Origin of the sequence: Poseidonibacter antarcticus (assembly GCF_003667345.1) — a bacterium.
In the GTDB taxonomy this organism is placed as follows: Bacteria; Campylobacterota; Campylobacteria; order Campylobacterales; family Arcobacteraceae; genus Poseidonibacter; species Poseidonibacter antarcticus.
Genome location: NZ_RCWF01000004.1, coordinates 147,321 through 170,694, shown reverse-complemented (window position 1 = coordinate 170,694; position 23,374 = coordinate 147,321). Strand labels below are relative to the sequence as shown.

21 protein-coding genes are annotated in these 23,374 nt (G+C 27.7%); 14 read left to right on the top strand and 7 right to left on the bottom strand.

The features are described 5' to 3' along the window. Nucleotides 1-117 precede the first annotated feature (117 nt). Together thrC and argB are read right to left on the bottom strand one after the other, a co-directional pair. Nucleotides 118-1,599 (bottom strand): threonine synthase, encoded by a 1,482-nt coding sequence (thrC, locus tag D9T19_RS07075; protein ID WP_121627529.1) that lies wholly within the window; start codon nucleotides 1,597-1,599, stop codon nucleotides 118-120. 19 nt (nucleotides 1,600-1,618) lie between these two features. Beyond that, nucleotides 1,619-2,524 (bottom strand): acetylglutamate kinase, encoded by a 906-nt coding sequence (argB, locus tag D9T19_RS07070; protein WP_121627528.1) that lies wholly within the window; start codon nucleotides 2,522-2,524, stop codon nucleotides 1,619-1,621. Between the two features lie 135 nt (nucleotides 2,525-2,659). Here argB and D9T19_RS07065 point away from each other — a divergent pair, with 135 nt between their 5' ends. After that, entirely contained in the window at nucleotides 2,660-5,392 is a 2,733-nt protein-coding gene (locus D9T19_RS07065) for a RecB-like helicase (RefSeq protein WP_121627527.1), read from the top strand. On the opposite strand, the gene D9T19_RS07060 is transcribed toward D9T19_RS07065, so the two are convergent. The 5 genes from D9T19_RS07060 to D9T19_RS07040 all read right to left on the bottom strand — a co-directional run bounded on the left by D9T19_RS07060 (nucleotide 5,389) and on the right by D9T19_RS07040 (nucleotide 10,835). Continuing rightward, nucleotides 5,389-5,955, bottom strand: coding sequence for a thiamine phosphate synthase (locus D9T19_RS07060; protein ID WP_121627526.1), 567 nt, complete (start codon nucleotides 5,953-5,955; stop codon nucleotides 5,389-5,391). The genes D9T19_RS07065 and D9T19_RS07060 overlap by 4 nt on opposite strands. Nucleotides 5,956-6,056: 101 nt before the next feature. After that, on the bottom strand, nucleotides 6,057-6,743 hold the full coding sequence (locus D9T19_RS07055) for a F0F1 ATP synthase subunit A (protein ID WP_121627525.1): 687 nt from the start codon (nucleotides 6,741-6,743) through the stop codon (nucleotides 6,057-6,059). Nucleotides 6,744-6,834: 91 nt separating this feature from the next. Then, on the bottom strand, nucleotides 6,835-8,040 hold the full coding sequence (ilvA, locus tag D9T19_RS07050) for a threonine ammonia-lyase (protein WP_121627524.1): 1,206 nt from the start codon (nucleotides 8,038-8,040) through the stop codon (nucleotides 6,835-6,837). Nucleotides 8,041-8,138: 98 nt separating this feature from the next. Beyond that, a complete protein-coding gene (gene metE / locus D9T19_RS07045) occupies nucleotides 8,139-10,415 on the bottom strand; it encodes a 5-methyltetrahydropteroyltriglutamate--homocysteine S-methyltransferase (protein ID WP_121627523.1) in 2,277 nt (758 codons plus the stop codon). Nucleotides 10,416-10,490: 75 nt separating this feature from the next. Next, nucleotides 10,491-10,835, bottom strand: a complete 345-nt coding sequence (locus D9T19_RS07040; RefSeq protein ID WP_121627522.1) for a hypothetical protein — start codon at nucleotides 10,833-10,835, stop codon at nucleotides 10,491-10,493. 105 nt (nucleotides 10,836-10,940) lie between these two features. On the opposite strand from D9T19_RS07040, the gene trmD reads away from it, so the two are divergent. The 13 genes from trmD (at nucleotide 10,941) to D9T19_RS06975 (ending at nucleotide 23,355) form a co-directional block, all read left to right on the top strand. Further along, nucleotides 10,941-11,618, top strand: a complete 678-nt coding sequence (trmD, locus tag D9T19_RS07035) for a tRNA (guanosine(37)-N1)-methyltransferase TrmD (RefSeq protein ID WP_121627521.1) — start codon at nucleotides 10,941-10,943, stop codon at nucleotides 11,616-11,618. Next, on the top strand, nucleotides 11,615-11,971 hold the full coding sequence (gene rplS, locus D9T19_RS07030; RefSeq protein WP_121627520.1) for a 50S ribosomal protein L19: 357 nt from the start codon (nucleotides 11,615-11,617) through the stop codon (nucleotides 11,969-11,971). The genes trmD and rplS overlap by 4 nt, the downstream gene beginning before the upstream one ends. Before the next feature lie 35 nt (nucleotides 11,972-12,006). Further along, entirely contained in the window at nucleotides 12,007-12,528 is a 522-nt protein-coding gene (locus D9T19_RS07025) for a hypothetical protein (RefSeq protein ID WP_162984555.1), read from the top strand. Nucleotides 12,529-12,537: 9 nt separating this feature from the next. Then, the gene (locus D9T19_RS07020; RefSeq protein WP_121627518.1) at nucleotides 12,538-13,137 is read left to right on the top strand and encodes a DedA family protein; all 600 of its coding nucleotides are present in this window, start codon (nucleotides 12,538-12,540) and stop codon (nucleotides 13,135-13,137) included. A gap of 9 nt (nucleotides 13,138-13,146) precedes the next feature. Then, nucleotides 13,147-14,028, top strand: coding sequence for a DMT family transporter (locus D9T19_RS07015; protein ID WP_121627517.1), 882 nt, complete (start codon nucleotides 13,147-13,149; stop codon nucleotides 14,026-14,028). Nucleotides 14,029-14,224: 196 nt separating this feature from the next. After that, on the top strand, nucleotides 14,225-14,461 hold the full coding sequence (locus D9T19_RS07010; RefSeq protein ID WP_121627516.1) for a hypothetical protein: 237 nt from the start codon (nucleotides 14,225-14,227) through the stop codon (nucleotides 14,459-14,461). Next, nucleotides 14,461-15,120 carry a hypothetical protein gene (locus D9T19_RS07005; protein ID WP_121627515.1) on the top strand — a complete coding sequence of 220 codons (660 nt, stop codon included), beginning with the start codon at nucleotides 14,461-14,463 and terminating at the stop codon, nucleotides 15,118-15,120. The genes D9T19_RS07010 and D9T19_RS07005 overlap by 1 nt, the downstream gene beginning before the upstream one ends. A 31-nt stretch (nucleotides 15,121-15,151) precedes the next feature. Continuing rightward, nucleotides 15,152-16,276 (top strand): branched-chain amino acid ABC transporter substrate-binding protein, encoded by a 1,125-nt coding sequence (locus D9T19_RS07000; protein WP_121627514.1) that lies wholly within the window; start codon nucleotides 15,152-15,154, stop codon nucleotides 16,274-16,276. Nucleotides 16,277-16,289: 13 nt separating this feature from the next. Further along, the gene (locus D9T19_RS06995) at nucleotides 16,290-17,192 is read left to right on the top strand and encodes a branched-chain amino acid ABC transporter permease (protein WP_121627513.1); all 903 of its coding nucleotides are present in this window, start codon (nucleotides 16,290-16,292) and stop codon (nucleotides 17,190-17,192) included. Continuing rightward, nucleotides 17,192-18,154 (top strand): branched-chain amino acid ABC transporter permease, encoded by a 963-nt coding sequence (locus D9T19_RS06990; protein WP_121627512.1) that lies wholly within the window; start codon nucleotides 17,192-17,194, stop codon nucleotides 18,152-18,154. The genes D9T19_RS06995 and D9T19_RS06990 overlap by 1 nt, the downstream gene beginning before the upstream one ends. Then, nucleotides 18,154-18,933, top strand: a complete 780-nt coding sequence (locus tag D9T19_RS06985) for an ABC transporter ATP-binding protein (RefSeq protein ID WP_121627511.1) — start codon at nucleotides 18,154-18,156, stop codon at nucleotides 18,931-18,933. Before D9T19_RS06990 ends, D9T19_RS06985 begins: the two co-directional genes overlap by 1 nt. Continuing rightward, entirely contained in the window at nucleotides 18,933-19,655 is a 723-nt protein-coding gene (locus D9T19_RS06980) for an ABC transporter ATP-binding protein (RefSeq protein WP_121627510.1), read from the top strand. The genes D9T19_RS06985 and D9T19_RS06980 overlap by 1 nt, the downstream gene beginning before the upstream one ends. Before the next feature lie 130 nt (nucleotides 19,656-19,785). Next, nucleotides 19,786-23,355 carry a proline dehydrogenase family protein gene (locus tag D9T19_RS06975; RefSeq protein ID WP_121627509.1) on the top strand — a complete coding sequence of 1,190 codons (3,570 nt, stop codon included), beginning with the start codon at nucleotides 19,786-19,788 and terminating at the stop codon, nucleotides 23,353-23,355. Nucleotides 23,356-23,374 lie beyond the last annotated feature (19 nt).

The window sequence follows — 23,374 nt, the reverse complement described above, 5'->3', positions numbered from 1 at the left end:
TCTCTTTTTTCTTAAAATGAATTGACTTATGTGTATAATTGTTATGCTAATGCTATTATTTGAGGAAAAAATACACATTATTACAATAATGTGTATTTTCTTAATTATTAGAGATGGTTATGATTCTTTAATAAATTTTACGATTTGAGATTCTATATCTTCTTTATTGATAATTAAATCATGATTTATTTTTGAGTTAAATAAATCTTTAATACTTTGTGGTAAATTGGCATTATATTTTGATGAAATTTCATCTAATGCATCTTTATCAGAATATTTAATATTATCTTGTTTTAATGAATTTAAAACAGTTGGTGAAAATTTAGTCCATTCAGCTGTTGAATATATTACTGTTTTTAAATCTTTTTGTCTTAATTCTTCATAAGCTTTTAAACAAGTTGCTGTGTGTGGATCCATTAAATATCCATCATCCAAAAACTCTTTGATAATTTTTTGACCATAAGCATCATCAGAATTTATAGCTGAAAATTGTTCTTGAAGTTTTGATGTTTCTTCTTTTGTCATTTCAAATATATTATTTTGATTTAAATCTTCTAATAATTCTTTAGTTCTTTTTGCTCCATATAATGAATACATAACTCTTTCAATATTTGATGATTTTAAAATATCCATTGCAGGAGATTTAGTAAGTTTTAATTCTTTACCTCTAATATCATAAATACCTGTATTAATCCATTGTGTTAAGATATTGTTTTCATTTGATGCAACTAAGAATTTTTCAACAGGAACGCCCATTGCTTTTGCATAAAATGCTCCTAATACATTTCCAAAGTTTCCAGAAGGTACTACTAAATAGATTTTTTCACCCATTGTAATTTCTTCTTGTTTTAACAATTGGATATATGACCAGAAATGATAAATTATTTGGAAAATAATTCTTCCAAAGTTTACAGAGTTAGCAGCACTAAGTTTAATACCATGTTTTTGTAAATCATCTTTAAAACTTTTTGAGGCTAGAAGATTTTTTAATGCACTTTGAGCATCATCAAAATTTCCTTTTATTCCAATCACTTTTAGGTTCTTTCCATCTTCACAAACCATTTGTAATCTTTGAACATCACTAGTTCCTCCATCTGGATAAAGACAAGCTACTTGGATATTACTTTTATTTTTAAAAGTATTAAGAGCAGCTGGACCTGTGTCCCCAGAAGTTGCAGCAAGAATAAGATAGTTTTCATTTCTTTTTTGTGCAATTGAGCTTAGAATTGAACCAAAAGGTTGTAATGCCATATCTTTAAAAGCACGAGTAGGACCGTGATATTGTTCATGTACAAATAAATCATCTTTTACTTTTACTACAGGACAAGGATTTGATGCATCATCAAAATTGTCATATAAGTCTAATGCTTTATTTATTTCTTTTTCATCAATATCAATTTCAAATGCTTTTAAAATATCATAAGCTAATTGTTTATAACTTTTGTTTACATGATTTTGTATAAAATCTTTTTCTAAACTTGGTAATTCTTTAGGTACATATAATCCACCAAAAGAAGCACTAGGATTTAAAATAGCTTCACTAAATGGTACTTCTTGAGGTTTTATACCATCGTTTCCTCTTGTTTCAATAAAATTCATTTTTATTCCTTAAAATAGTCTATATTTCATCATTTATTAATTTATTCATATCAATCCCATTATTAGGATTATCTCTTCTTAAAAATTGTGTTCCAATTCCATCTTTTGTAAATAATTCTAGTAAAATCGAGTGTTCAACTCTACCATCAATAATATGGGCTTTATTAACGCCATCGTGAATTGCTTCAATACAAGAATCAACTTTTGGAATCATTCCTCCAGCTATTGTGCCATCTTCTTTGTATTTGTCAACAGCTTCTTTATCAAGTGTTGTTAATAATGTTCCTTCTTTATCTAAGACACCAACTGTATCTGTTAAAAATAAAACTTTTTGTGCACCTAATGCTGCTGCTACTTTTGAAGCTGCAAAATCAGCATTGATATTAAAACCAGGGTGATTTGGTTCTAAACTATCTGCAATTGGTGCAATTACAGGAATAAAACCTTCTTTAACAAGATTTTTGATTAATTCACCATTAATTTCAGTAATTTCACCTGTAAACCCGAACTTTCCATCATCTTTTGCTTTTGCTTTGATTATTGCCGAATCTTTACCTGAAAGACCAATAGCTTTAGCTCCATGATAGTTTAATAGTGAAGTAATATTTTTATTTATCTCACCTGAAAGAACCATTTCTACAACTTTCATAGTTTCTTTTGAAGTAACTCTATGACCATTTATAAATTCTGATTTAATATCAAGTTTTTTTAGTAATTCTGAGATTCTTGCACCTCCACCATGAACGATAACTGGCTTAAATCCAACAAGTGAAAGTAAAACTATATCTTCAGCAAATTTTTCTTGTAATTCTGGGCTTGTTTGAGCAGAGCCACCATATTTGATTACAATAATTTTTCCGTTGAATTTTTTAATATAAGGAATAGCATCAAGTAAAATTTGTACTTTTTGATGTTTATTTTGCATAATATTTCCTGTGAATGTTTTTTAAAGGTAGTGATTATATCTAAATCTATCTTAATGGGGAAAAGAGTTATTAAAATACAAAAAGAATAGGGTAAATATATACGATTATAATTTTTACTGTTGTATGATTCTTTTATGAAAAATTATTTAGCACTAAAAGCCAGCGCTGGTTCTGGTAAAACATTTGCACTTACTGTAAGATATATAACCTTGTTATTATTAGATGCAAAACCCAATGAAATATTAACACTTACATTTACAAATAAAGCTGCAAATGAAATGAGTGAAAGAATTTATAATACTCTTTTAACTTTAGGTGATGATGAAGCATATTTAAATGCAATTATTAAAGAATCTTTACTTTCTAAAAAACAAATATTAGGGAAAAAGAATCTTTTAGTAAAATCATTTACAAATGCAAGTTTAGCAATTTTTACTATTGATAAATTTATCAATAACATCCTACGAGAATTTTGTGGATATATTGGAATATCAGATGATTTTGAAATTAAAGAAGATGATATTGAAGCTTTATCTATGAAGTTTTTGCAATCACTTGATTCTAAACAATTTGATGCTTTAATAGATTTTTCAATATATGAGAAAAAGAAATTTAATTCTATTTTTGATTTATTTAAAAATTTACTTGAAAAGAATGAAAACATTGAAATTGTAAATATTGATTCAAAGCTAATAAATGTTCAAAAAGAACAAGTATTATTAAGTGCTTATAAAATAAAAGAAGCGATTTTAAACTGTGAAATTGCAAGTAATTCTGCTAAAAAAGCAGTAGATTTTGAAAACTTTGATGAATTGTTTGTAAAAACTTGGTTGGGAAAAGAGACATTAAGTGATTATTCATATTTTAAAAAATGCTCAAATGAAACCTTGGAGAATTATTTTTTTAAAGTAAAAGAAGAAATAGGGCTTTATTACAAACTTCGTGCTGGATATAGTTTAAGTAAGCTTTTTGAATTGTATTTAATGTTTAAAAATTTTAAATTATCATTTAATAAAAATAAAAACTATTTAGAGTTTAATGATATTTCAAATTTAGTATATGAATTACTATCTTCAAAAATAGATAAAGAGTTTTTATACTTTAGACTTGATTCCAAGTTTTCACATATATTAATGGATGAGTTTCAAGATACTTCACTGTTACAATATAAAATTTTAGAACCTTTAATAAAAGAAGCATTATCAGGTGATCAAACAAAATTCAAAACATTTTTTTATGTAGGTGATACTAAACAATCTATTTATAGATTCAGAGGTGGGAAAAGAGAACTTTTTGATTATGTGGCAAATACAAATAAATCCTTAGAAGTTGAAGTTTTAAATACAAATTATAGATCTTGTGAAAATGTAATAAATTTTGTAAATTCACTATTTGTAAATTTACCTTCTTATGAATATTATGATCAGTTATCAATTAGAAAAGGTGGTTTTGTTGAAGTTGTTGTTGATAAAGAGTTAGAGGAAGATGAAAAGTTTAAAACAGTTGCTTCAAAAATTGCATCATTGATTAAACAAGGTGTTAATTCAAATGATATAGCAATTTTAACTTATACAAATTCAGATGTTTTAGATATGTATAACTACTTAAAGGATAAGTTTCCATCTTTGAAAATATCAACAGAAATGACATCTAAATTAATAAATCAAGAAAATGTAAAAGCTGTAATAAATGCAATTAAATATATTTATTTTAAAGAAGAGATATATCAAGAAAATTTAAATGCATTAATTGGTAAAAAAGTATTAAGTAAATTAGATATAAATTTTGATGTTAATAAAAAATCTGTTCAAGAGATTATAAAAGAAATAGCAACAACACTAAAAATCATTGATGAAAATGTTGTTAAATTTATAGAGTGTAGTACTGTTTATAATAATATTGTAGATTTCGTTTATGAGATAGATAAACTAGATGCAGTTATGGTAAATAGTGAATCATCTGGTTTACAAATACTAACAATATTTAAATCAAAAGGATTGGAATTTAATACTGTAATCTTACTTGATAGAATAAAAAGAAAGAACTCTGATAAAAGTTCACTTCTTTTTGAATATGATAGTGTTGTATTAAAAAATATCTTTTATAAAATAAAAGGTTATGAAAATTATAATAAACAGTATGCACAAGCAATTGCAAAAGAAAAAGCTTTGAGTTTTGAAGACGAAATAAATATTTTATATGTAGCATTAACTAGAGCAAAAAACAATATGATAATTTTCAAAAAAGAGAAATCATCAGTATTTGATATTTTAAGTATGAAAGCATTAACTCTTGGTCAAATAGTTGAAAGTACAAATGTTTCAAAAAATTTCCAAGAAAGTGAAAAAATTGTTTATAATCCAATGGACTTAGGTCAGCAAGAAACACAAATAACAAAAGAAAAAGATTTAGATAATAATAGATTACACTCTAAGTATTTTGGAATTGCAACACACTTTTGTCTTGAAATGATGAATGAATTTACTTTAGATGAATTAGATTATTGTTTAAATTTAGTTAAAACTAGATATTCAAACTATTTAGATAAAAATGATTTTATTAATATTGCTAATAGAATTTCAAGATTATTACAAAATAAAATATTTAATGAAATAGTATGTGATTCGAAGTTTATAAGTGAGCAATCTTTGGTATACAATGGTGAAATAAAAATCATTGATTTACTTTTATTTAAAGATGATAAGTATTATATCATTGATTATAAAACAACAAGAGAGAAATCTGATGAACATATTTCTCAGGTAAGTTTTTATAAAAAAGCTATAAAAGAGATATTTAAAACAGAAGAAGTTTTCTCATATATAGTTTATTTAAAACAAGATGAGATTTTAATTGATGAGGTTTAAATAAAATATCTAATTGAAGCAAAAGCATAGGCTTTTGTTTTCTTTATCTGCGCTATTTCTTTATCATTTATAATTCCACCTAATGCAATTATATTCATATCTTTATATAAATTTACTACTTCTTCAAACTTTTTTATTCCTAATAGTTCACCTTTATTTGGAGTTCTAAATACAGGAGAATATGAAATAGCATCTACATTTAAATCTTTTGCTTTTTCTATATCTTCTTTATTATGACAAGATATAATTACAAATAAGCCTAAATCTTTTGCTTCTTTTATTTTATTAAATTGTTTAGAATTTAGGTGAATTCCTGTTGCTTTCAAATCTTTTGCTAATGTTAAATTGCTATTTATTAGTATTTTTTCTATTTTAAAACTTTTACAAACTTCAACAAAAATAGATGCTAATTCTTCAATGTTAGAAGATTGTTTATCTCTAAAACAAGCTATATCTACTTTATTTTTTTCTAAGGCTTTTGTTAGATTTTTTTTAAATTGATTTGTATTATTTGTATAGTATTTAGGATCAGTTATTAAATAAGTTTTTAACTCGTTTTTCATTTGTGCAATTCCTTATTTTATTGATTGTATATAATATTTAGACATAAAAAAAGGGATGAGTAAAAACTCATCCCTTTTAAATATTAAGAAAACTAAAAGTTCTAGTGATCTTCCTCTGCCATCATAACAGATCCAGCAATATAAACATAAGTTAATATACTGAAGATAAATGCTTGTAGGACACCAAAAGCAGTTAATAAGAAGAACCCAGGAAGAGGTAATAACCAAGGTACTAACATTAAAAGTACCATTAGGAACATATCATCACCTCTAATTGAACCAAAAAGTCTGAATGATAATGAAATAATTCTTGATATATGAGAAATTATTTCAATAGGAAACATTAATGGTGCTAATACAGGCATTGGCCCCATAAAATGTTTAAAGTAGTTAAAGAAACCATTTATTTTAATACCTACATAGTTATAGTAAATAAATACTATTAATGCAAGTGATAAAGTAAAGTTGATGTTACTAGTAGGTGCTTCAAATCCTGGAATAACTCCAATCATATTACTAACAAATATAACTATTGCCAAAGAACCAATTAATGGTAAATATCTTCTAGCATTTGTTTCACCCATAGTATCAGCACCCATAGCAATGATTCCAGAAATGAATGCTTCCATTACATTTTGTGAACCACTAGGTACTAGTTGTAATCTTTTTGTAGCTGATCGTGCTATTAAAAATACTATTCCTATCACTAGGACAAAGTGTGATAAGATGATCCATTCTTGACCGTGACCACCAATTGATCCCAAGAACGTAAATAGTCTTCCTTCCATTTTCTTCCTTTTTTTTTTGTTTCTCAATACTAAATTATCTACCTATTATATGATTTATTATCTAAAAAGTATATAAAGATTTTAAATTAATTTAAATTTGTTTGAATCTATAGCCATTTTGTTTCAAATGTTCTCTAATAGCTTTTTGATGTTCATCACCTTTAGTTTCAAGTGCAATTATTACATGTGCTTCACCAAACTCCAGTTTTACGGAGTTTCTATCATAATCTATTTGTACAATATTTGTAGAACACTCATCAAATACATTTGTTAAATGCATTAATGCACCTGGTTTATCCATAAGTGTTACGATTAGATTCATTTTTCTAAAAGATTTTACTAAACCTTTATCAATGATAAGAGATAACATTGTAACGTCAATATTCCCACCACTTACAATTGCACAAACTTTTTGATCTTTTATATCAACTTTATTATGCATAATTGCAGCAGTTGCAACTGCTCCTGCACCTTCAACAACAAGTTTATGTTTTTCAAGTAAGAATAAAATTGCATTAGCAGTTTCATTATCACTTACTTCTACAATATCATCTACATATTCTAATATAAAGTCTAATAGTTTTGGAGTTACATCACGAACTGCAATTCCATCTGCGATTGTTTTAACTGATGCTGAATCAATAGGCATTCTAGCTTCAAAAGATTCTTTCATACCTCGTGCACCTGATGCAACAACACCTGTAATTTTTATATTTGGATTTATTTCCTTTGCAGCAATTGCAATTCCTGAAATTAGACCACCACCACCAATTGGAACAATTATATGTTCCATATCTTCAATTTTTTCTAAAATCTCTAAGGCAATTGTTCCTTGACCTGCAATTACAGCATCATCAGCAAATGGGTGAATAAACTCTTTATGATTTTCTTCTGCAAATTTTGTAGCATTTGCGTATGCTTCATCAAAATTCTCACCTATTAAAACTACTTTTGCACCATAAGATTTTACACCACTTACTTTTGTAAGGGGAGTAGCTTCTGGCATAAAAATAGTTGCTTCACAATCGAAATGTTTTGCAGCAAAGGCTAAACCTTGTGCATGGTTTCCTGCACTAGCTGCAACCACACCATTTTTTCTTCTGCTGTCATCCATCATTGCTAATTTATTAAAAGCACCTCGAATTTTAAAACTTCCTGTAAGTTGTAAGTTATCCTCTTTTAAATATATTTGTGCCTCTAAATCATTACTTAAAATAGGAGCCTTAACTAAAGGTGTAGTTAAAACAGTTCCTGTTAATCTTTTTTTCGCTTCTTTTATGTCATTTAATGTAATCATATTTTCTTTTCTTATTTTAGTTTCGCAATTTTACCTAAAATATGTTTTATCATAATTAAAGCTTTAGGGAAAATTATTAATTACTAGAGCATTTAGCTCTAGTAATTTGTTTTTTTAACAATTTGTACCGCTTCAACCATATTCTTTAAACTTTGTTTTACTTCTGGCCATTTTCTTGTTTTTAATCCACAATCTGGGTTTATCCATAATTGTTCTTTTGGTAAAACTTCTAATAATTCTTCAATTTGATTTACCATTTCTTTTACACTCGGAACTCTTGGGCTATGAATATCATAAATACCAGGACCTACTTCTTGTTTATAACCTACTTCTTTAAATATTTTTAAAAGTCTATTTCCACTTCTTGCTGTTTCAATTGAAATTACATCTGCATCCATAGCTTCTATAGTTTTAATAATGTCATTAAATTCACTATAACACATGTGTGTATGAATTTGTGTATCAATTTTTGCGGGTGAAATACTAAGTTTGAAGTTATCAACTGCCCATTGTTCATAAGTTTTGATATTTTCAATTCTTAATGGATAACCTTCTTTAAATGCTGCTTCATCAACTTGAATCATTTTAATTCCTGCATTTTGTAAATCATCAACTTCTTTTGAAATAGCAAGTGCAATTTGTTGTGCAACTTGACTTCTTGGTTTATCATCTCTTACAAAAGACCAGTTTAAAATTGTAACAGGACCTGTTAACATTCCTTTTACTATTTTTTTTGTTTTACTTTGTGCGTATTTAATCCATTCAACTGTCATTGGATTTTCTCTATTTATGTCTCCATAAATTAAAGGTGGTTTTACACATCTACTTCCATAAGATTGAACCCAAGCATTTTGTGTAAATGCAAAACCATCTAACATTTCACCAAAATATTCAACCATATCATTTCTTTCAGGCTCTCCATGAACTAAAACATCTAATCCTATTTCATCTTGAAATGAAATACAATCATCAATATATTTTTTTATTTCTTCTTCATATGTATCTTTTGAAATAAGATTAGCTTTATAACTTTTTCTATTTTCTCTAATTTGTGGAGTTTGAGGAAATGAACCAATAGTTGTAGTTGTTAAGAAATCATATTTAAAAAATTCTCTTTGAACTTTTATTCTGTCTTCAAATTTATCAACTCTTTGAAAGACTTTTAAATCTTCTAATTCTTTTTGAATTTTAATATTATGAATTTTTGTTGAAATTTTTCTTTGTTTATTTTCTTCAATATTTCTTTTTATACTTGAACTTTCTTCTAAAGTTAAGTTTAAACCAAAAAATTGTTTTGAAATAAGTGATAACTCTTTTAATTTTTCAGTTGCGAATGCTAACCAAGATTTTATTTCAGTATCTAATTTTTCTTCATAACTTAAAGTAAATGGAACATGTAATAAAGATGATGATGTTGAAACTATAATATTGTCTTTATTTATAACTTTTGAAATTTCTTCAAGAAGTTCTACTTTTTCTTCAAAATTACTTTTCCAGATATTTCTTCCATCAATAACACCTGCTATTAAAACTTTATTTGAATTTTTAATAAATTCTAAAGCTTCAATGTTTTTACTTCCATGAATAAAATCTAGTCCAAGAGCCCAAATTGGAGTGTTTACTAATATTTTACTAGCTTCATTTGAATGCTCAAAATATGTAGAAACAACAACTTTAATATTTGATGAAACATTTGCTAAAACATCATAAACTCTTTTTATTAATGATAAAACTTTTGAATCTAAATCTTTTACAAATAATGGTTCATCGAATTGAACTACAATTTCTCCATCATCTTCAAGTTCAGATATTTGAGATAATAATTCTTTATATACTTCAACTACATTATTTATATGTGAAAATTTATCACTATTATCAAGATTATTAGAAAGTCCTAAATATGTAATTGCACCGATCAAATTGATTTTAGTTTTTATTCCTAATTCTTTTGCTTCTTTGTATTCTTCTATTACTTTTTTACTATTTAATTTAAAAGTTGTATCTTTTGAAATTTCTGGAACTATATAATGGTAGTTTGTATTAAACCATTTTGTCATTTCCATTGCTACACAATTATCATTTCCTCTTGCCATTGCAAAATATAATTCTTCATCTTTAAGGTTTTCAAATCTTTTTGGAATTGCTCCTAAAAGAATAGTAGTATCTAACATATTGTCATAATATGAGAAATCATTTGATGATATAAAATCAACATTTGCTTTTTTCTGATAATTCCAGTGTCTTTTTTTTAACTGTTGTGCTACATATTTAACTTCACTAAAGTCTACTTGTTTTGACCAATATTTTTCTAAAACTTTCTTAAGTTCTCTTTTTTCTCCAATTCTTGGAAATCCTAGTACATAATTTTTTTGCATAACTAATCCTTGTTATTAATAATTTATTTTTTTGTATAGTTTTGTTTTGATTTATTTTTTAAAATTTAAATTAAATTATGCAAAAGGAGGGTGTACGCCTGTTCTTCTAAAAGCGAAAAAAGTATTATAAAATGGACATCTTGGGATAAATTTAAATAGTGTAATAGCTAGTGCAGTTCTTCTTCTAAAGAAGCATTCACAATGACACGGTTTTTTATTTAGTACAAGACATAGTAATAGATTCTCTTGTAAACTTGGAGGAGCTTCTTCCTCATCATCATTTTCAAAAGATAGTAAAGATTTTTTATTTATATGATTTTTTGTAGATGTAATTACACTATGCAATTGTGTAGCTAATGAGTAAGCTTGTATTGCAGATAATGAAAAATACTTTTTACCAAAACCATTTAGTAGTTTCAAAGAAAAACCTTAATATAAAATTTATTGCGAAGTTTAAATCATTAATGCTTAATTATAAATAAAAGGAAATATGGTATTATTCCAATAAAAAAGGTAGATTTTATTTTGAAGTTTACATTTGTTACACTTTTCCCAAATTTAGTAGAGCCATATTTTCAAGACTCAATTCTAAAAAGAGCAGTTGATTCAAATTTTATATCTTATGAATTTTATAATCCTAGAGATTTTACCACAAATAAACATTTAAAAGTTGATAAACAAATGGTAGGTGGTGGAGCAGGAATGCTTATGACTTGCCAACCTTTATTTGATTGTTTAGATAAAATTAAAGAAGAAAATGAAGATGCTTATATTATTTTTCCATTAGCTGCTGCGAAAGTTTTTAGGCAAAATGATGCTAAGCGATTAGCAAAGAAAAAAAACATAGTTTTTGTAAGTGGAAGATATGAAGGAATTGATGAAAGAGTCATAGAAAAGTATGCAAATGAAGTATTTTCTGTTGGAGAATTTGTATTAACAGGTGGAGAATTACCATCTTTAATAATGTCTGATGCAATTTCTAGAAATGTTAAAGGAGTTCTTGGAAACGCCCAATCCTTAGACGTTGAGAGTTATGAAAATCAACTTTTAGAAGCACCATCTTTTGCTAAACCTGAAATTTTCCAAAATTTAAGTGTCGTTAAAGAATTTCTAAAGGGAAATCATAGTAAAATTTCCGACTTAAAAAACCACATGTCCAAGTGTAAGACAAAATATTATAGACCTAACAAGGAAAAACGATGAAAAATAGATATATTGCTAGTTTCGAAACAGCACAAATAGAGTCAAAAGAAATCCCTCAATTTAGAGCAGGTGATACAGTAAGACTTGGTATTGAGATTAAAGAAGGTGAAAAACAAAGAGTTCAAACTTACGAAGGTATCGTAATTGCAAGACATGGTGAAGGTGTTTCTGCAACTTTCAATGTAAGAAAAATTGGTGCTAACTCTGTTGGTGTTGAAAGAATCTTCCCATTATTCTCTGATTCAATTAAAACTTTTGAAGTATTAAGAAGAGGTAGAGTAAGAAGAGCTAAATTACATTACTTAAGAGGATTAAGAGGAAAAGCTGCAAGAATTAAAGAACTTAAAAGATAGTAAACTTTAGAGCTTAGGCTCTATTGTTGATTAATATGTCCAAAATATTAATTCATACTACTTCTTTAAATGAAGCTCAACCTATAGTTAATTTTTTTAATTTAAAAGAATTAACTAACCCACACAAAAATACAATTTATTCTAATGATGATTTAATACTTATAGTTTCTGCTGTAAGTAAAGAAAAAATATTAGAATCTTTAAATTATATATTTAAAAACTTCCAAATTTCTAAAGCATTTGATTTAAGTATTGCATCATGTAGTGATGGTTCAATTGCATTAGGAACACTTTTTTGTACTAATAGATTTATTTCTGGACTTAATTTTGCAAATGTTACTACTATTGAGAAAGCATTGCAAACTGATGAAAACTTAGATACCTTACTTGTTGATAAACAAGCAGAATTCTTTAAACAAACTTGTAAAGAAAATATTCAAGACTTTTATATACTAAAAATCGTATCAGATTATTTTGATGAAATAGAACCTAGTGAAGAAAAGATATTTCAGCTTATAAATGATTCTATTTTAAAATGGAAAAATTTAATTAAATAAAGGTGTCTTATGCTTCATGATATTGTTGACTTTATTGTCCAAACTGTTGGTAGTTTAGGCTATATTGGTATTTTTATTATGATGTTTTTGGAAAGTTCTTTTTTCCCTTTTCCTTCAGAAGTTGTTATGATACCTGCTGGTTATCTAGTTTTTAAAGGTGAAATGAATATTTACATTGTTATTTTGTGTGGTATTGCAGGCTCACTTAGTGGCGCATTATTTAACTATTTTTTAGCAGTTAAATTTGGAAGAAAATTTTTAATTAAATATGGTAAATACTTTTTTATAAAAGAAGAAACTATTAAACAAATGGAAGATTTCTTCAAATCACATGGACATATTTCTACTTTTTCAGGAAGACTAATTCCTGCTGTTCGACAATATATTTCATTTCCAGCTGGACTTGCAAGGATGAATTTATTGACTTTTTCGATATATACAACTTTAGGTGCTGCTATTTGGGTTGTGATTTTAACACTTTTAGGATATTTTTTAGGTGATAATCAAGCTTTAATAAAAGAGTATTTAAGATATATCATAATAACAGTTTTATTTTTATTAGCAATACTAGGTTTTTGGTATTATAAAAAGATTAAAAATAAAAAATAAAGTAAAAGTATCCAATCTCAATCTTTAGCATATAAATATGCCTTAACTGCAATCTTTTTTTGGTCTACAGTAGCAACTGCATTTAAAATTGCTTTACAATACTTAAGCCCTTATGAACTAGTTCTTTATGCTACTTTTAGTTCAACAATTATTCTTTTTAGTATTATTACTTATCAAAAAAAAATGAATGATGTAAAAAATCATATTAAATCAAATCTAAAAATAATACTACTTCTTGGAATAATTAATCCTTTTTTATATTATATAGTTTTATTTAAAGCGTATGATATTCTTCCTGCTCAAGAAGCACAAGCTATAAATTATACTTGGGCATTGATGTTAACTTATCTTTCAGTCATTTTTTTAAAACAAAAAATTACACTAAGTGATATTGTTGCAGGTATTATTTGTTATTTTGGTGTATTAATTATTTCAACAAAAGGTGAGCCTTTTTCTCTTAATTTTTCTGATATTAATGGGGTTTTATTAGCACTCTTTTCTACAATATTATGGTCTATGTATTGGATATTAAATACTAAAGCAAAGGTTGACCCAATAGTTGGTTTATTTTCTAACTTTATATTATCACTTCCTATAATAGTAATTTTCTTTTTATTAACTCAACCCTTAGAAATTCCTTCTTTATCAGGTTTAATCGCAGCAATATATGTAGGTGTCTTTGAGATGGGTTTAACTTTTTTCTTTTGGCTAAAGGCAATGCAAAGTGCAATATCAACAGCTAAAATTGCAAATCTTATTTTTATTTCTCCATTTATATCTTTAATTTTTATATATTTTATAATTGGTGAAGAAATATATATATCTACTATCATTGGATTATCTACTATTATTATTGGTCTAATAATACAGCAAATTAAAACTTCTAAATAAATTTAAATTATCAAAAAACAATAGAAAAGTAGCATTAAAGTAGCAAATTAAGGTTTTTTATAAAATTGTTTATTTTATATACTAAATATGTTATTATTGTAAGTTTTAATTAAGTTTATATTAGAAATAATTACTAAAGAAAATATAGTAGTACAAAAAGTACTACCTAAATATAATTAGTAAAGAAGATATACAAATGGCGAAACAAAAAAATAAAAGATCAGTTATTCAAAAGGTAATTAACAATCATATCAAAGGTAATAAGAAAGAAATTTCTCAACTTACTGTTAAAATAGATAAAAGATTAGATAAAGCACTTTTAATATTAAGTAAGTCATTAAATATTTCTAAAAATAAACTTATTGAAGATATTCTTTTTGAAAGTGGAATCATACAAGAAGTTGATGAAAATTATTTAGGTGAGGAATACTAATGCATAAGTTCCCAAGCCAAGATAAAATTGTTGATTCTGTTATAAAAGGAATTACAATTGCTAAAGAAAATTATACTAATTGGACTTCAGATGAATTATTTTTATCTTATGGACCTCCAAAATTTTTAACAATTCATGTATCTCAAGAAATTGCAAAATTGCAAAATGCACCAGAAATTTTCATAGATGCAACAATTGCTGATATACTAAGATGTTCTTTACCAAAAAGAGATGCAGTTAAATGGTTTATGAAAGAACACAATATTGTACAAGATGTAGTATGTTTAACTCTTGATGAGAGATTTGAGCATAAAGGTGACAATGATTCAATTTCAAAAGTGATAATGAGCATTAGAAATGGTGTAAGAAATGCACAAATTGAATATAAAAATGATATTCATAAAATGTGTAAATTACTTCAAAGAGATAAAGCAGATGAATCATCATTGGATTATGCTATTTTTGCTTTTTTCCTAGATATTTCAAATACTGCAAGAAAAAAAAGTGAAAAAAGATTAGAAGAGATTATTGAAGCATTTGATGAAATAGTCTATTCATATAAAAATTTAAAATCAAGTTTTAAAGGAGGCGACATCAAAAAAATCGAAAATATCGGTGAATGGTGTGTAGGTTGTTATATTATTGAGCCTACAATATAAACTAAAATTTAATTCAAACTAAGGAGAAAAAATGAATTTAAAAAAATTATCAGGTGCATTAGCACTAAGTGCAATTGTTGCTAGTTCACTAATTGCTGCGGATACTGTTAAAATAGGTGTTCAAGCACCAATTACTGGAAAGTATGCAAATGAAGGTCAAAGTATTGAAAACTTTGTTAAGTTAATTGTTGCAGAAAAAAATGCCCAAGGTGGACTTTTAGGTAAACAAATTGAAGTTGTTACTTGTGATGATGAAGCAAAAGCTCAAAAAGCTGCGGTTTGTGCTAAAAAGTTAGTTAATGCTGGTGTTATTGCTGTAATTGGTTCATATACTTCAGGAGCAACTGAAGCTGCTCAAACTACATACTATAGAAATAAAGTTTTACAAACAAGTGATGGTACAAGTGATGCTTTAATTAAAAGAAAATATTGGACTTTCTTTAGAAACTCATTTCCAAATTCTGCACAAAGTGATTTTACAGCTGAATATATGGTAAATACTAAAAAATATAAGAATATTGTAGTTTTATCTGATTATTCTTCTTATTCAGAAGGTTTAGGAGATGCTACAGAAGCTTCAATTAAAGCTCTTGGTGGAAATGTAGTATTTAGAGGGAAAATCAAATCAGGTACTCAAAACTTTACAGCAATGTTAACAAAAGTTAAAGCTATGAAACCAGATGTAATTTATTATTCAGGTTATTATACTGATGGTGGATTATTAAAAGCTCAACAAACACAATTACGAATTGATGCTGATTTTGTTGGTGGTGATTCAAATGATAATCCTGATTTCTATAAATTAGCTGGTAAATCTGCTGAAGGTACTGTTTTAATTAACTTCCCAACTCCAGAAATTTTACCTTACGAAGTAGCAAAAAAATATCTTGCAGCTTATAAAGCAGAATTTAAAATGAATCCTCCATCAATTTGGCCAGTTACAAATGCAGATGGATTAAGAGCGATTATTGAAGGTGTTGAAAAAACTAAATCTTTTGATACTAAGAAAATTTCTGATTATATTAGAAATGATATGAAAGATTTTCCAGGAATTACAGGTCCTTTTAACATTAGAGAAGATGGTGAAAGAGTTGGTGCTAAATTCGTTGTTTATAAAATGAAGAATGATGGTACAAAATCAGTAGTTTCTGAATAAATAAGGTTAAATAATGGATACTTTTCTTCAACAGTTAATTAATGGTTTAACAGTAGGAAGTTTATATGCATTAGTAGCTTTAGGTTATACAATGGTTTACGGTGTGATGAAGTTAATTAACTTCGCACACGGTGACCTTGTTGCCTTTTCTGCTTATGTAGGACTTACTATTTTTACTCAATTTTATGGTTCAAATGCATTGTCTTTAGTAAATATTGTAATAGTATTTTCTTTAACAGCAATAGTTGTAGCTTTTGTGGGTGTTCTTCTTGAGCGTCTTGCATACAGACCTTTAAGAACGGCACCAAGGTTAAGTGCTGTTGTTTCAGCACTTGGAGCTTCTTTAGTAATACAAAATGCAATTATGTTGATATGGGGTCCTAATATGGAAATTTTTCCAGCTGACGTATTCCCCGCAACTTCTTGGAATTTTGGTGGTGTAATTATTTCATTTACACAAGTAGTGATTTTAGCCTTATCAGCTGTTTTAATGATAGCACTTTATACATTTATTAATAAAACAAAAATGGGTACGGCTATTCGTGCAACTGCAATAGATCAAGATGCTGCAAAGTTAATGGGTATTAATGTTAATAGAATCATTGTAATTATTTTTGTTGTGGGTTCTATGCTTGGAGCAATTGGTGGTTTATTTATTGGTATTTATTATAGAGGTCTAACATTTGATATGGGTTGGCTTTATGGATTAAATGCATTTATCGCTGCAATTATTGGCGGAATTGGTTCAATTCCAGGAGCAATGCTAGGTGGCCTTTTACTTGGATTATTCAATGCAATGATTTCAGGTTATATTTCAACTGAATGGGCTGAAACATTTACATTTATTTTACTTATAGTAATTTTAATTATAAGACCAACTGGATTACTTGGTGAAAAAACGGCGGAGAAAGTATAATGAATAAAACTACACTTACAGCCGTAGCTTTTATAGCTATCATGGCAGTTTTTCCGTTTTTAGTTGACTCAGCGTGGTTAAGTATTGGTATTACATTTTTAGTATTTGCAGTTGTTGCTTTTTCTCAAGATATTATTCTAGGACGAGCAGGAATCTTCAATATGGGTCATGCTATTTTCTTTGGTATGGGTGCATATACAACGGCTATTTTAAATGTACATTTTGGAATGGAGATTATTTATACTCTTCCTTTTGCAATTATTGTTCCAGTAATTTTTTCAATATTACTAGCTGGTCCAATCATTCATTTAAGAGGTGATTATTTACTAGTTGCTACTATTGGATTTAATATTATTTTTGAACAAGTTTTATCAAATGATGTATTTGGTTTAACAGGTGGTCCAAATGGTATCTTTGGAATTGATGTTGTAAGAGTTTTTGGATATGAATTATTCTCTGATACAGCAATTTATTATATTGCCTTTGGTTTATTATTAGTTACATTATTAATTATTAGAAACCTTGATACTTCAAAGTATGGACGAGCATTATATTATATAAATAAAAATGAAATAGCAGCAAAATCAATGGGAATTAATATCTCATATTACAAATTATTTGCCTTTGCTTTAGGTGCGGCAATTGCAGGTGCTGCGGGTGCTGTATTTGCTATTCAGTATTCAGCAGTTAGTCCTGAGTCATTTAACTTTATGCAATCTGTTATGTTCTTTGCTATTGTTTTAGTTGGTGGATCTGCTTCACTTCCTGGAATTATAATAGGAACTTTTGTAATGTTTGTATTACCTGAGTTATTTACAGAGTTTAAAGAATCAAGATATTTAATTTTTGGTGCGGCAATGGTATTAACTATGATTTTAAGACCAAATGGTGTATGGCCAGCAAAATTTGGAAATATCCCAAAATTTTTAAAGAAAAATGTAGCTAAAAAAGGGAGTAAATAATGAAATATGTATTAGAGATTGAAAATGTTTCAAAATTGTTCCACGGTTTAGTTGCAATTGATGATTTAACAATTAAAGTAAAACCTGGTCAAATTTATGGAATTATTGGTCCAAATGGGGCTGGGAAAACTACACTTTTTAACTGTGTAACAGGTATTTATACTCCTGAAAAAGGAACTATTAAATATAAAGGTGAAGATATTACAGGAATGCAACCTTATAAAATTGCTCAAAGAGGAGTTTTAAGAACATTCCAAAATATTAGATTATTTAAAGAAATGAGTGTTGCTGAGAATATTATTGCAGGAACTCATACAAAGTCAAAACAAAAATGGTATCACTCAATTATTCATACATCTGCTTATAGAAAAGATGAATTAAATTGTTGGAAAAAAGTTGAAGAACTAATGGAATTTTTTGGTTTAAGTGCATATGCAGATACTCCAGCAGGAGATTTGTCTTACGGTAACCAAAGAAAAATTGAAATGGCTAGAGCATTAGCTGCAGATCCTGAGATTTTAATCTTAGATGAACCAGCAGCGGGACTTAATGAAAATGAAACAATTGAGTTAACAAATATAATTTTAAAGATTAAAGAAATGGGTCTTGGAATTATGATGATTGAACATGATATGGAAATGGTAATGAAATTAACAGATTATATTACTGTTATTAACTTTGGAAAAGAAATTTCTCAAGGTTTACCAGAATTTGTTCAAGATGATCCAAGAGTTATTGAAGCATATATTGGAACAGATGACGATGAGGAGGAAGCGTAATGGTAAATAATGAAATATTATTAGATGTAAAAGACCTTCATGTATCTTATGGAGCAATTTCTGCTATTAAAGGTATTAGTCTTCATGTTAAACGTGGTGAAGTGGTTACTATTTTAGGTGCTAATGGTGCTGGGAAAACTACAACTTTACAAACTATATCTGGTCTTTTAAAACCAAAATCAGGAAGTATTGTTTTTGATAAAAATGATATTACTAAATGTGAAGCTCATGATATTGTATCTTTAGGTATGTCTCATTCACCAGAAGGACGAAGAGTATTTGGAATTTTAACAGTAGAAGAAAATCTAATGATGGGTGCTTATACATTAAAAGATCATGATAAAGAAACATTAGAATGGATTTATGACATCTTGCCACGACTTAAAGAGCGAAAAAAACAGCTTGCAGGAACACTTTCAGGTGGTGAGCAACAAATGTTAGCAATTGGTAGAGCAATTATGTCTAAACCAAAGCTATTAATCCTTGATGAACCATCTTTAGGACTTGCTCCGATTCTAATTAAAGCTATTTTTAAAGCAGTTAAAGAAATCGCGTCATCTGGTGTGACTGTTTTATTAGTAGAACAAAATGCAAAAGCAGCCTTAAAATTAGCTGATAGGGCTTATGTTTTAGAAGTTGGGAAAATTACACATGAAGGAACAGCTGATGAGTTATTAAATTCTAAAACAATTCAAGAAGCATATTTAGGAAAAAAACATTAGTTAAAAAACGTTGAAGAAAAGTAGCTTGAGGGAATTTACTTGGCGGCATCTCCCCTCAATCTCAGACCAAAAGCCTGGCACTAAGCTACTTGAAATTTATTTAAAAACAAATTAATTTTAAGGATTTAAAATGAAAAAAGAACAAGAACTTATAAATTCAGCAGTAAAACTAGCTGAAAAATGGCAAAATAGAGCAACACAGTTAGTAAGTGATTTTGATAGAGAATTCTATGTAAAAATGAATAAGATGCTTGAGCATCCCAAAGATAAAGCACTTTTAATAGAGTTAATGGATCAATGTTTTAGAGCACAATCAAATGCTAGAATTGCTGACCAAATATGTTTTTTATTAGAAAAACATGGAATGGCACATTTCTTTACAACAAAAGATAAAACACTTTTATATTTATTCCAAAATATAGGTAAATATTTACCAAATATTTCTGTTCCTTTATTTGTAAATCAAATTAGAGAAGATACAAAAACTGTTGTAATTAAAGGTGAAGATGATATTTTTAATGCACATCTTCAAAAAAGAAAAGCAGAAGGTACTAGAGTAAATATTAATCTAATTGGAGAAGTTGTTCTTGGTGAAGAAGAAGCTAGTGAGCGAATGGAAAAATATATAAAAGCATTAGAAAATCCTAATGTTGATTATATTTCTATTAAAATATCTACTATTTTTTCACAAATAAATCCTTTAAATTTTGATAATGTAGTTGAAGTATTAGTTGAAAAACTTACAAAAATTTATGAAGCAGCACAAAAAAATCAATATACAACAAATTCAGGTGAAAAAAGAGATAAGTTTATTAATCTTGATATGGAAGAGTATAGAGATTTAGCAATTACAGTTGAAGTATTCAAAAAAACATTAGAAAAACCTCAATTTAAAAATTATTATGCAGGAATTGTATTACAAGCTTACTTACCAGATTCACACCTTTGGCAAAAAGATTTATGTGATTGGGCAAGAAATAGAGTAAAAAATGGTGGATCTGCTATTAAGTTTAGACTTGTAAAAGGTGCTAATATGGAAATGGAAGAAACAGAAGCCTCTCAAAAACATTGGGAAATGGTTACATACATTGACAAAGCAGATACAGATTCAAACTATAAAAGAATGGCAAGATATGCACTTTTAAAAGAAAATGCACCATTTATGCATATAGGAACTGCTTCGCATAACCTTTTTGATCAAGCTTATGCAACAACTCTTGCACAAGAATTTGGAACAAGTGAGTTTCATACAATAGAAATGTTAGAAGGTATGAGTGATGCAGCAAGACTTGCTGTAAAAGAGATTTCTAAAAGTGTAATTTTATACGCACCAACTGCATCAAAAGAACAGTTTACTAATGCAATTGCATATTTAGTTCGAAGACTTGATGAAAATACAGGACCTGATAACTTTATTAGATATTCATTTGGATTAACTGTTGGTTCAAGTAATTGGAAAATGCAAGAGAAACTTTTTAGAGAATCTTTTGAAGTTGAAAAAACATCTTTCGTAGGTGCAAAAAGAACACAAAATAGATTAGATGAAAAATGGGAAGATTTCTCAAATTCATCTTATGATACAAACTCTTACCATGCTGAAGCTGATACTGATTTTATTTTAGAAAAAAATCAAGTATGGGCAAAAAATATTGTAAAAAAATGGAAAAATACTAAAAATACTGTTCATACAATTGCACCTGTTGTTATTGGTGGAGTTGAGTTAATTGGTGAGAGAAAAATTTATGATGCTATTGATAAATCACAATTTGAAGATGGTATCTTAGCAGGAAGATTTGCACTTGCTACAAAAGAAGATATTCAAAAAGCTGTTGAAGTTGCAAAGGCTGATATAGATGGTTGGAGAGATTTAACAAATGAACAAAGACATGAAGCACTAAAAGCTGCTGCAATTAAGTTTAGAGAAAAAAGAGATGATTTAATAGGTGTTGCAGCTGCTGAAGTTGGTAAAGTATTTACAGAAACTGATGTGGAAGTATCAGAAGCAATTGATTTTATTGAGTTCTATTCTCATGCTGTTAGACACTTTGATGGATATGAGAATTTAAGTGTAAAAGGTAAAGGTGTTGGTGTAGTTGTTCCTCCTTGGAATTTCCCTATTGCCATTCCAGTTGGTGGAGTTTCTGCTTCATTAGCAGCTGGAAATACAGTAATTATTAAACCAGCATCTGCTGCTGCACTTTGTGCTTATGAAATGTGTAAATGTTTTTGGGAAGCTGGAATTTCAAAAAATACTTTACAATTCCTTCCTTGTCCAGGTGAATTAGCAGGTGAGTATTTAATTCCTAATAAAGATGTTGATTTCTTAATTTTAACAGGTGGAGAAGATACAGCAAGTGCTATGTTAAAAGCTAGAAATGATTTATTCTTATCAGCTGAAACTGGTGGAAAAGATGCAACTATTGTTACTAATATGGCAGATAGAGAACAAGCAGTTAAAAATGTATGTCAAAGTGCATTTGGAAACTCAGGTCAAAAATGTTCTGCTACTTCACTTTTAGTTTTAGAAGATGAAGTTTATAATGATGCATCATTTAAAAAAGCTTTAATAGATACTGCTTCTTCTATGAATGTGGGTTCTATTTGGGACTTTAAAAATAGAATTGGAACATTAGCAAATAAAGTAAGTGGTAACCTAGAACGTGCTATTAATGAGCTTGAAGGAAATGAAACATGGGCTTTAAAACCATCTTTTGAAAATAATAATCCTTATATGCTAAAACCATCAATAAAATGGGGAGTTGAAGAAGGTAACTTTATTCATATGAATGAGCTATTTGGTCCTGTCTTAGCAGTTATGAGAGCAAGTGATTTAAAACATGCAGTGAAAATTGTAAATGAAACTGGTTATGGATTAACTTCAGGAATTGAATCATTAGATGAAAGAGAAGTAACATATTGGAAAGAAAACCTTAAAGCTGGTAACCTTTATGTAAATAGAGGAACAACAGGTGCAATTGTATTAAGACAACCATTTGGTGGAATGGGAAAATCAGCAATTGGTGCAGGAAGAAAAGCAGGTTTCTATAATTATATCACTCAATTTATTGAAGTAAAAGAAACAAAAACTCCAAAAGTTGCAAAAAAATATAATACAGATTTGACAAGATTTATTGAAAATTGTGCAAAAGTTCAAAATGAAAAGCAAGATTTTGAAAAATTATCTGTGGCTTTACAATCATATTATGAAAACTTTGAAAATGAATTTTCACAATCTAAAGATTATTCAAAAGTTCGAGGTGAAGATAATAACTTTAGATACTTACCTTTAGATAATGTACTAATAAGAGTATCAAGTGAGGATACATTATTTGAAGTAGTTTCAAGAATATTAGCAGCTAAAGTATCAGGTGTTAGATTTAAAGTTTCAATTGAAAATAATGATGAAATACAATCATTCTTAGCAAATGCCCAAGAGTTATTTGGACCAAGAGATGGATTAGTTATTCAAACAAATGATGAAATGATTAAGATTATGGATAAATTTGATAGAGTAATTTATTCAGATATATCAAAAGTACCACAAAATGTATTTAAAAAATCTGCTGATACTTTAACATTTATAGTAAGAGCTAAACCAATGATGGAAGGAAGATTAGAACTTCTTAACTACTTTATTGAGCAATCAATCTCACACTCATTCCATAGATATGGAAATATTGGTGCTAGAGGATTAAAGTAATATTTTAATAAGAGAGTTT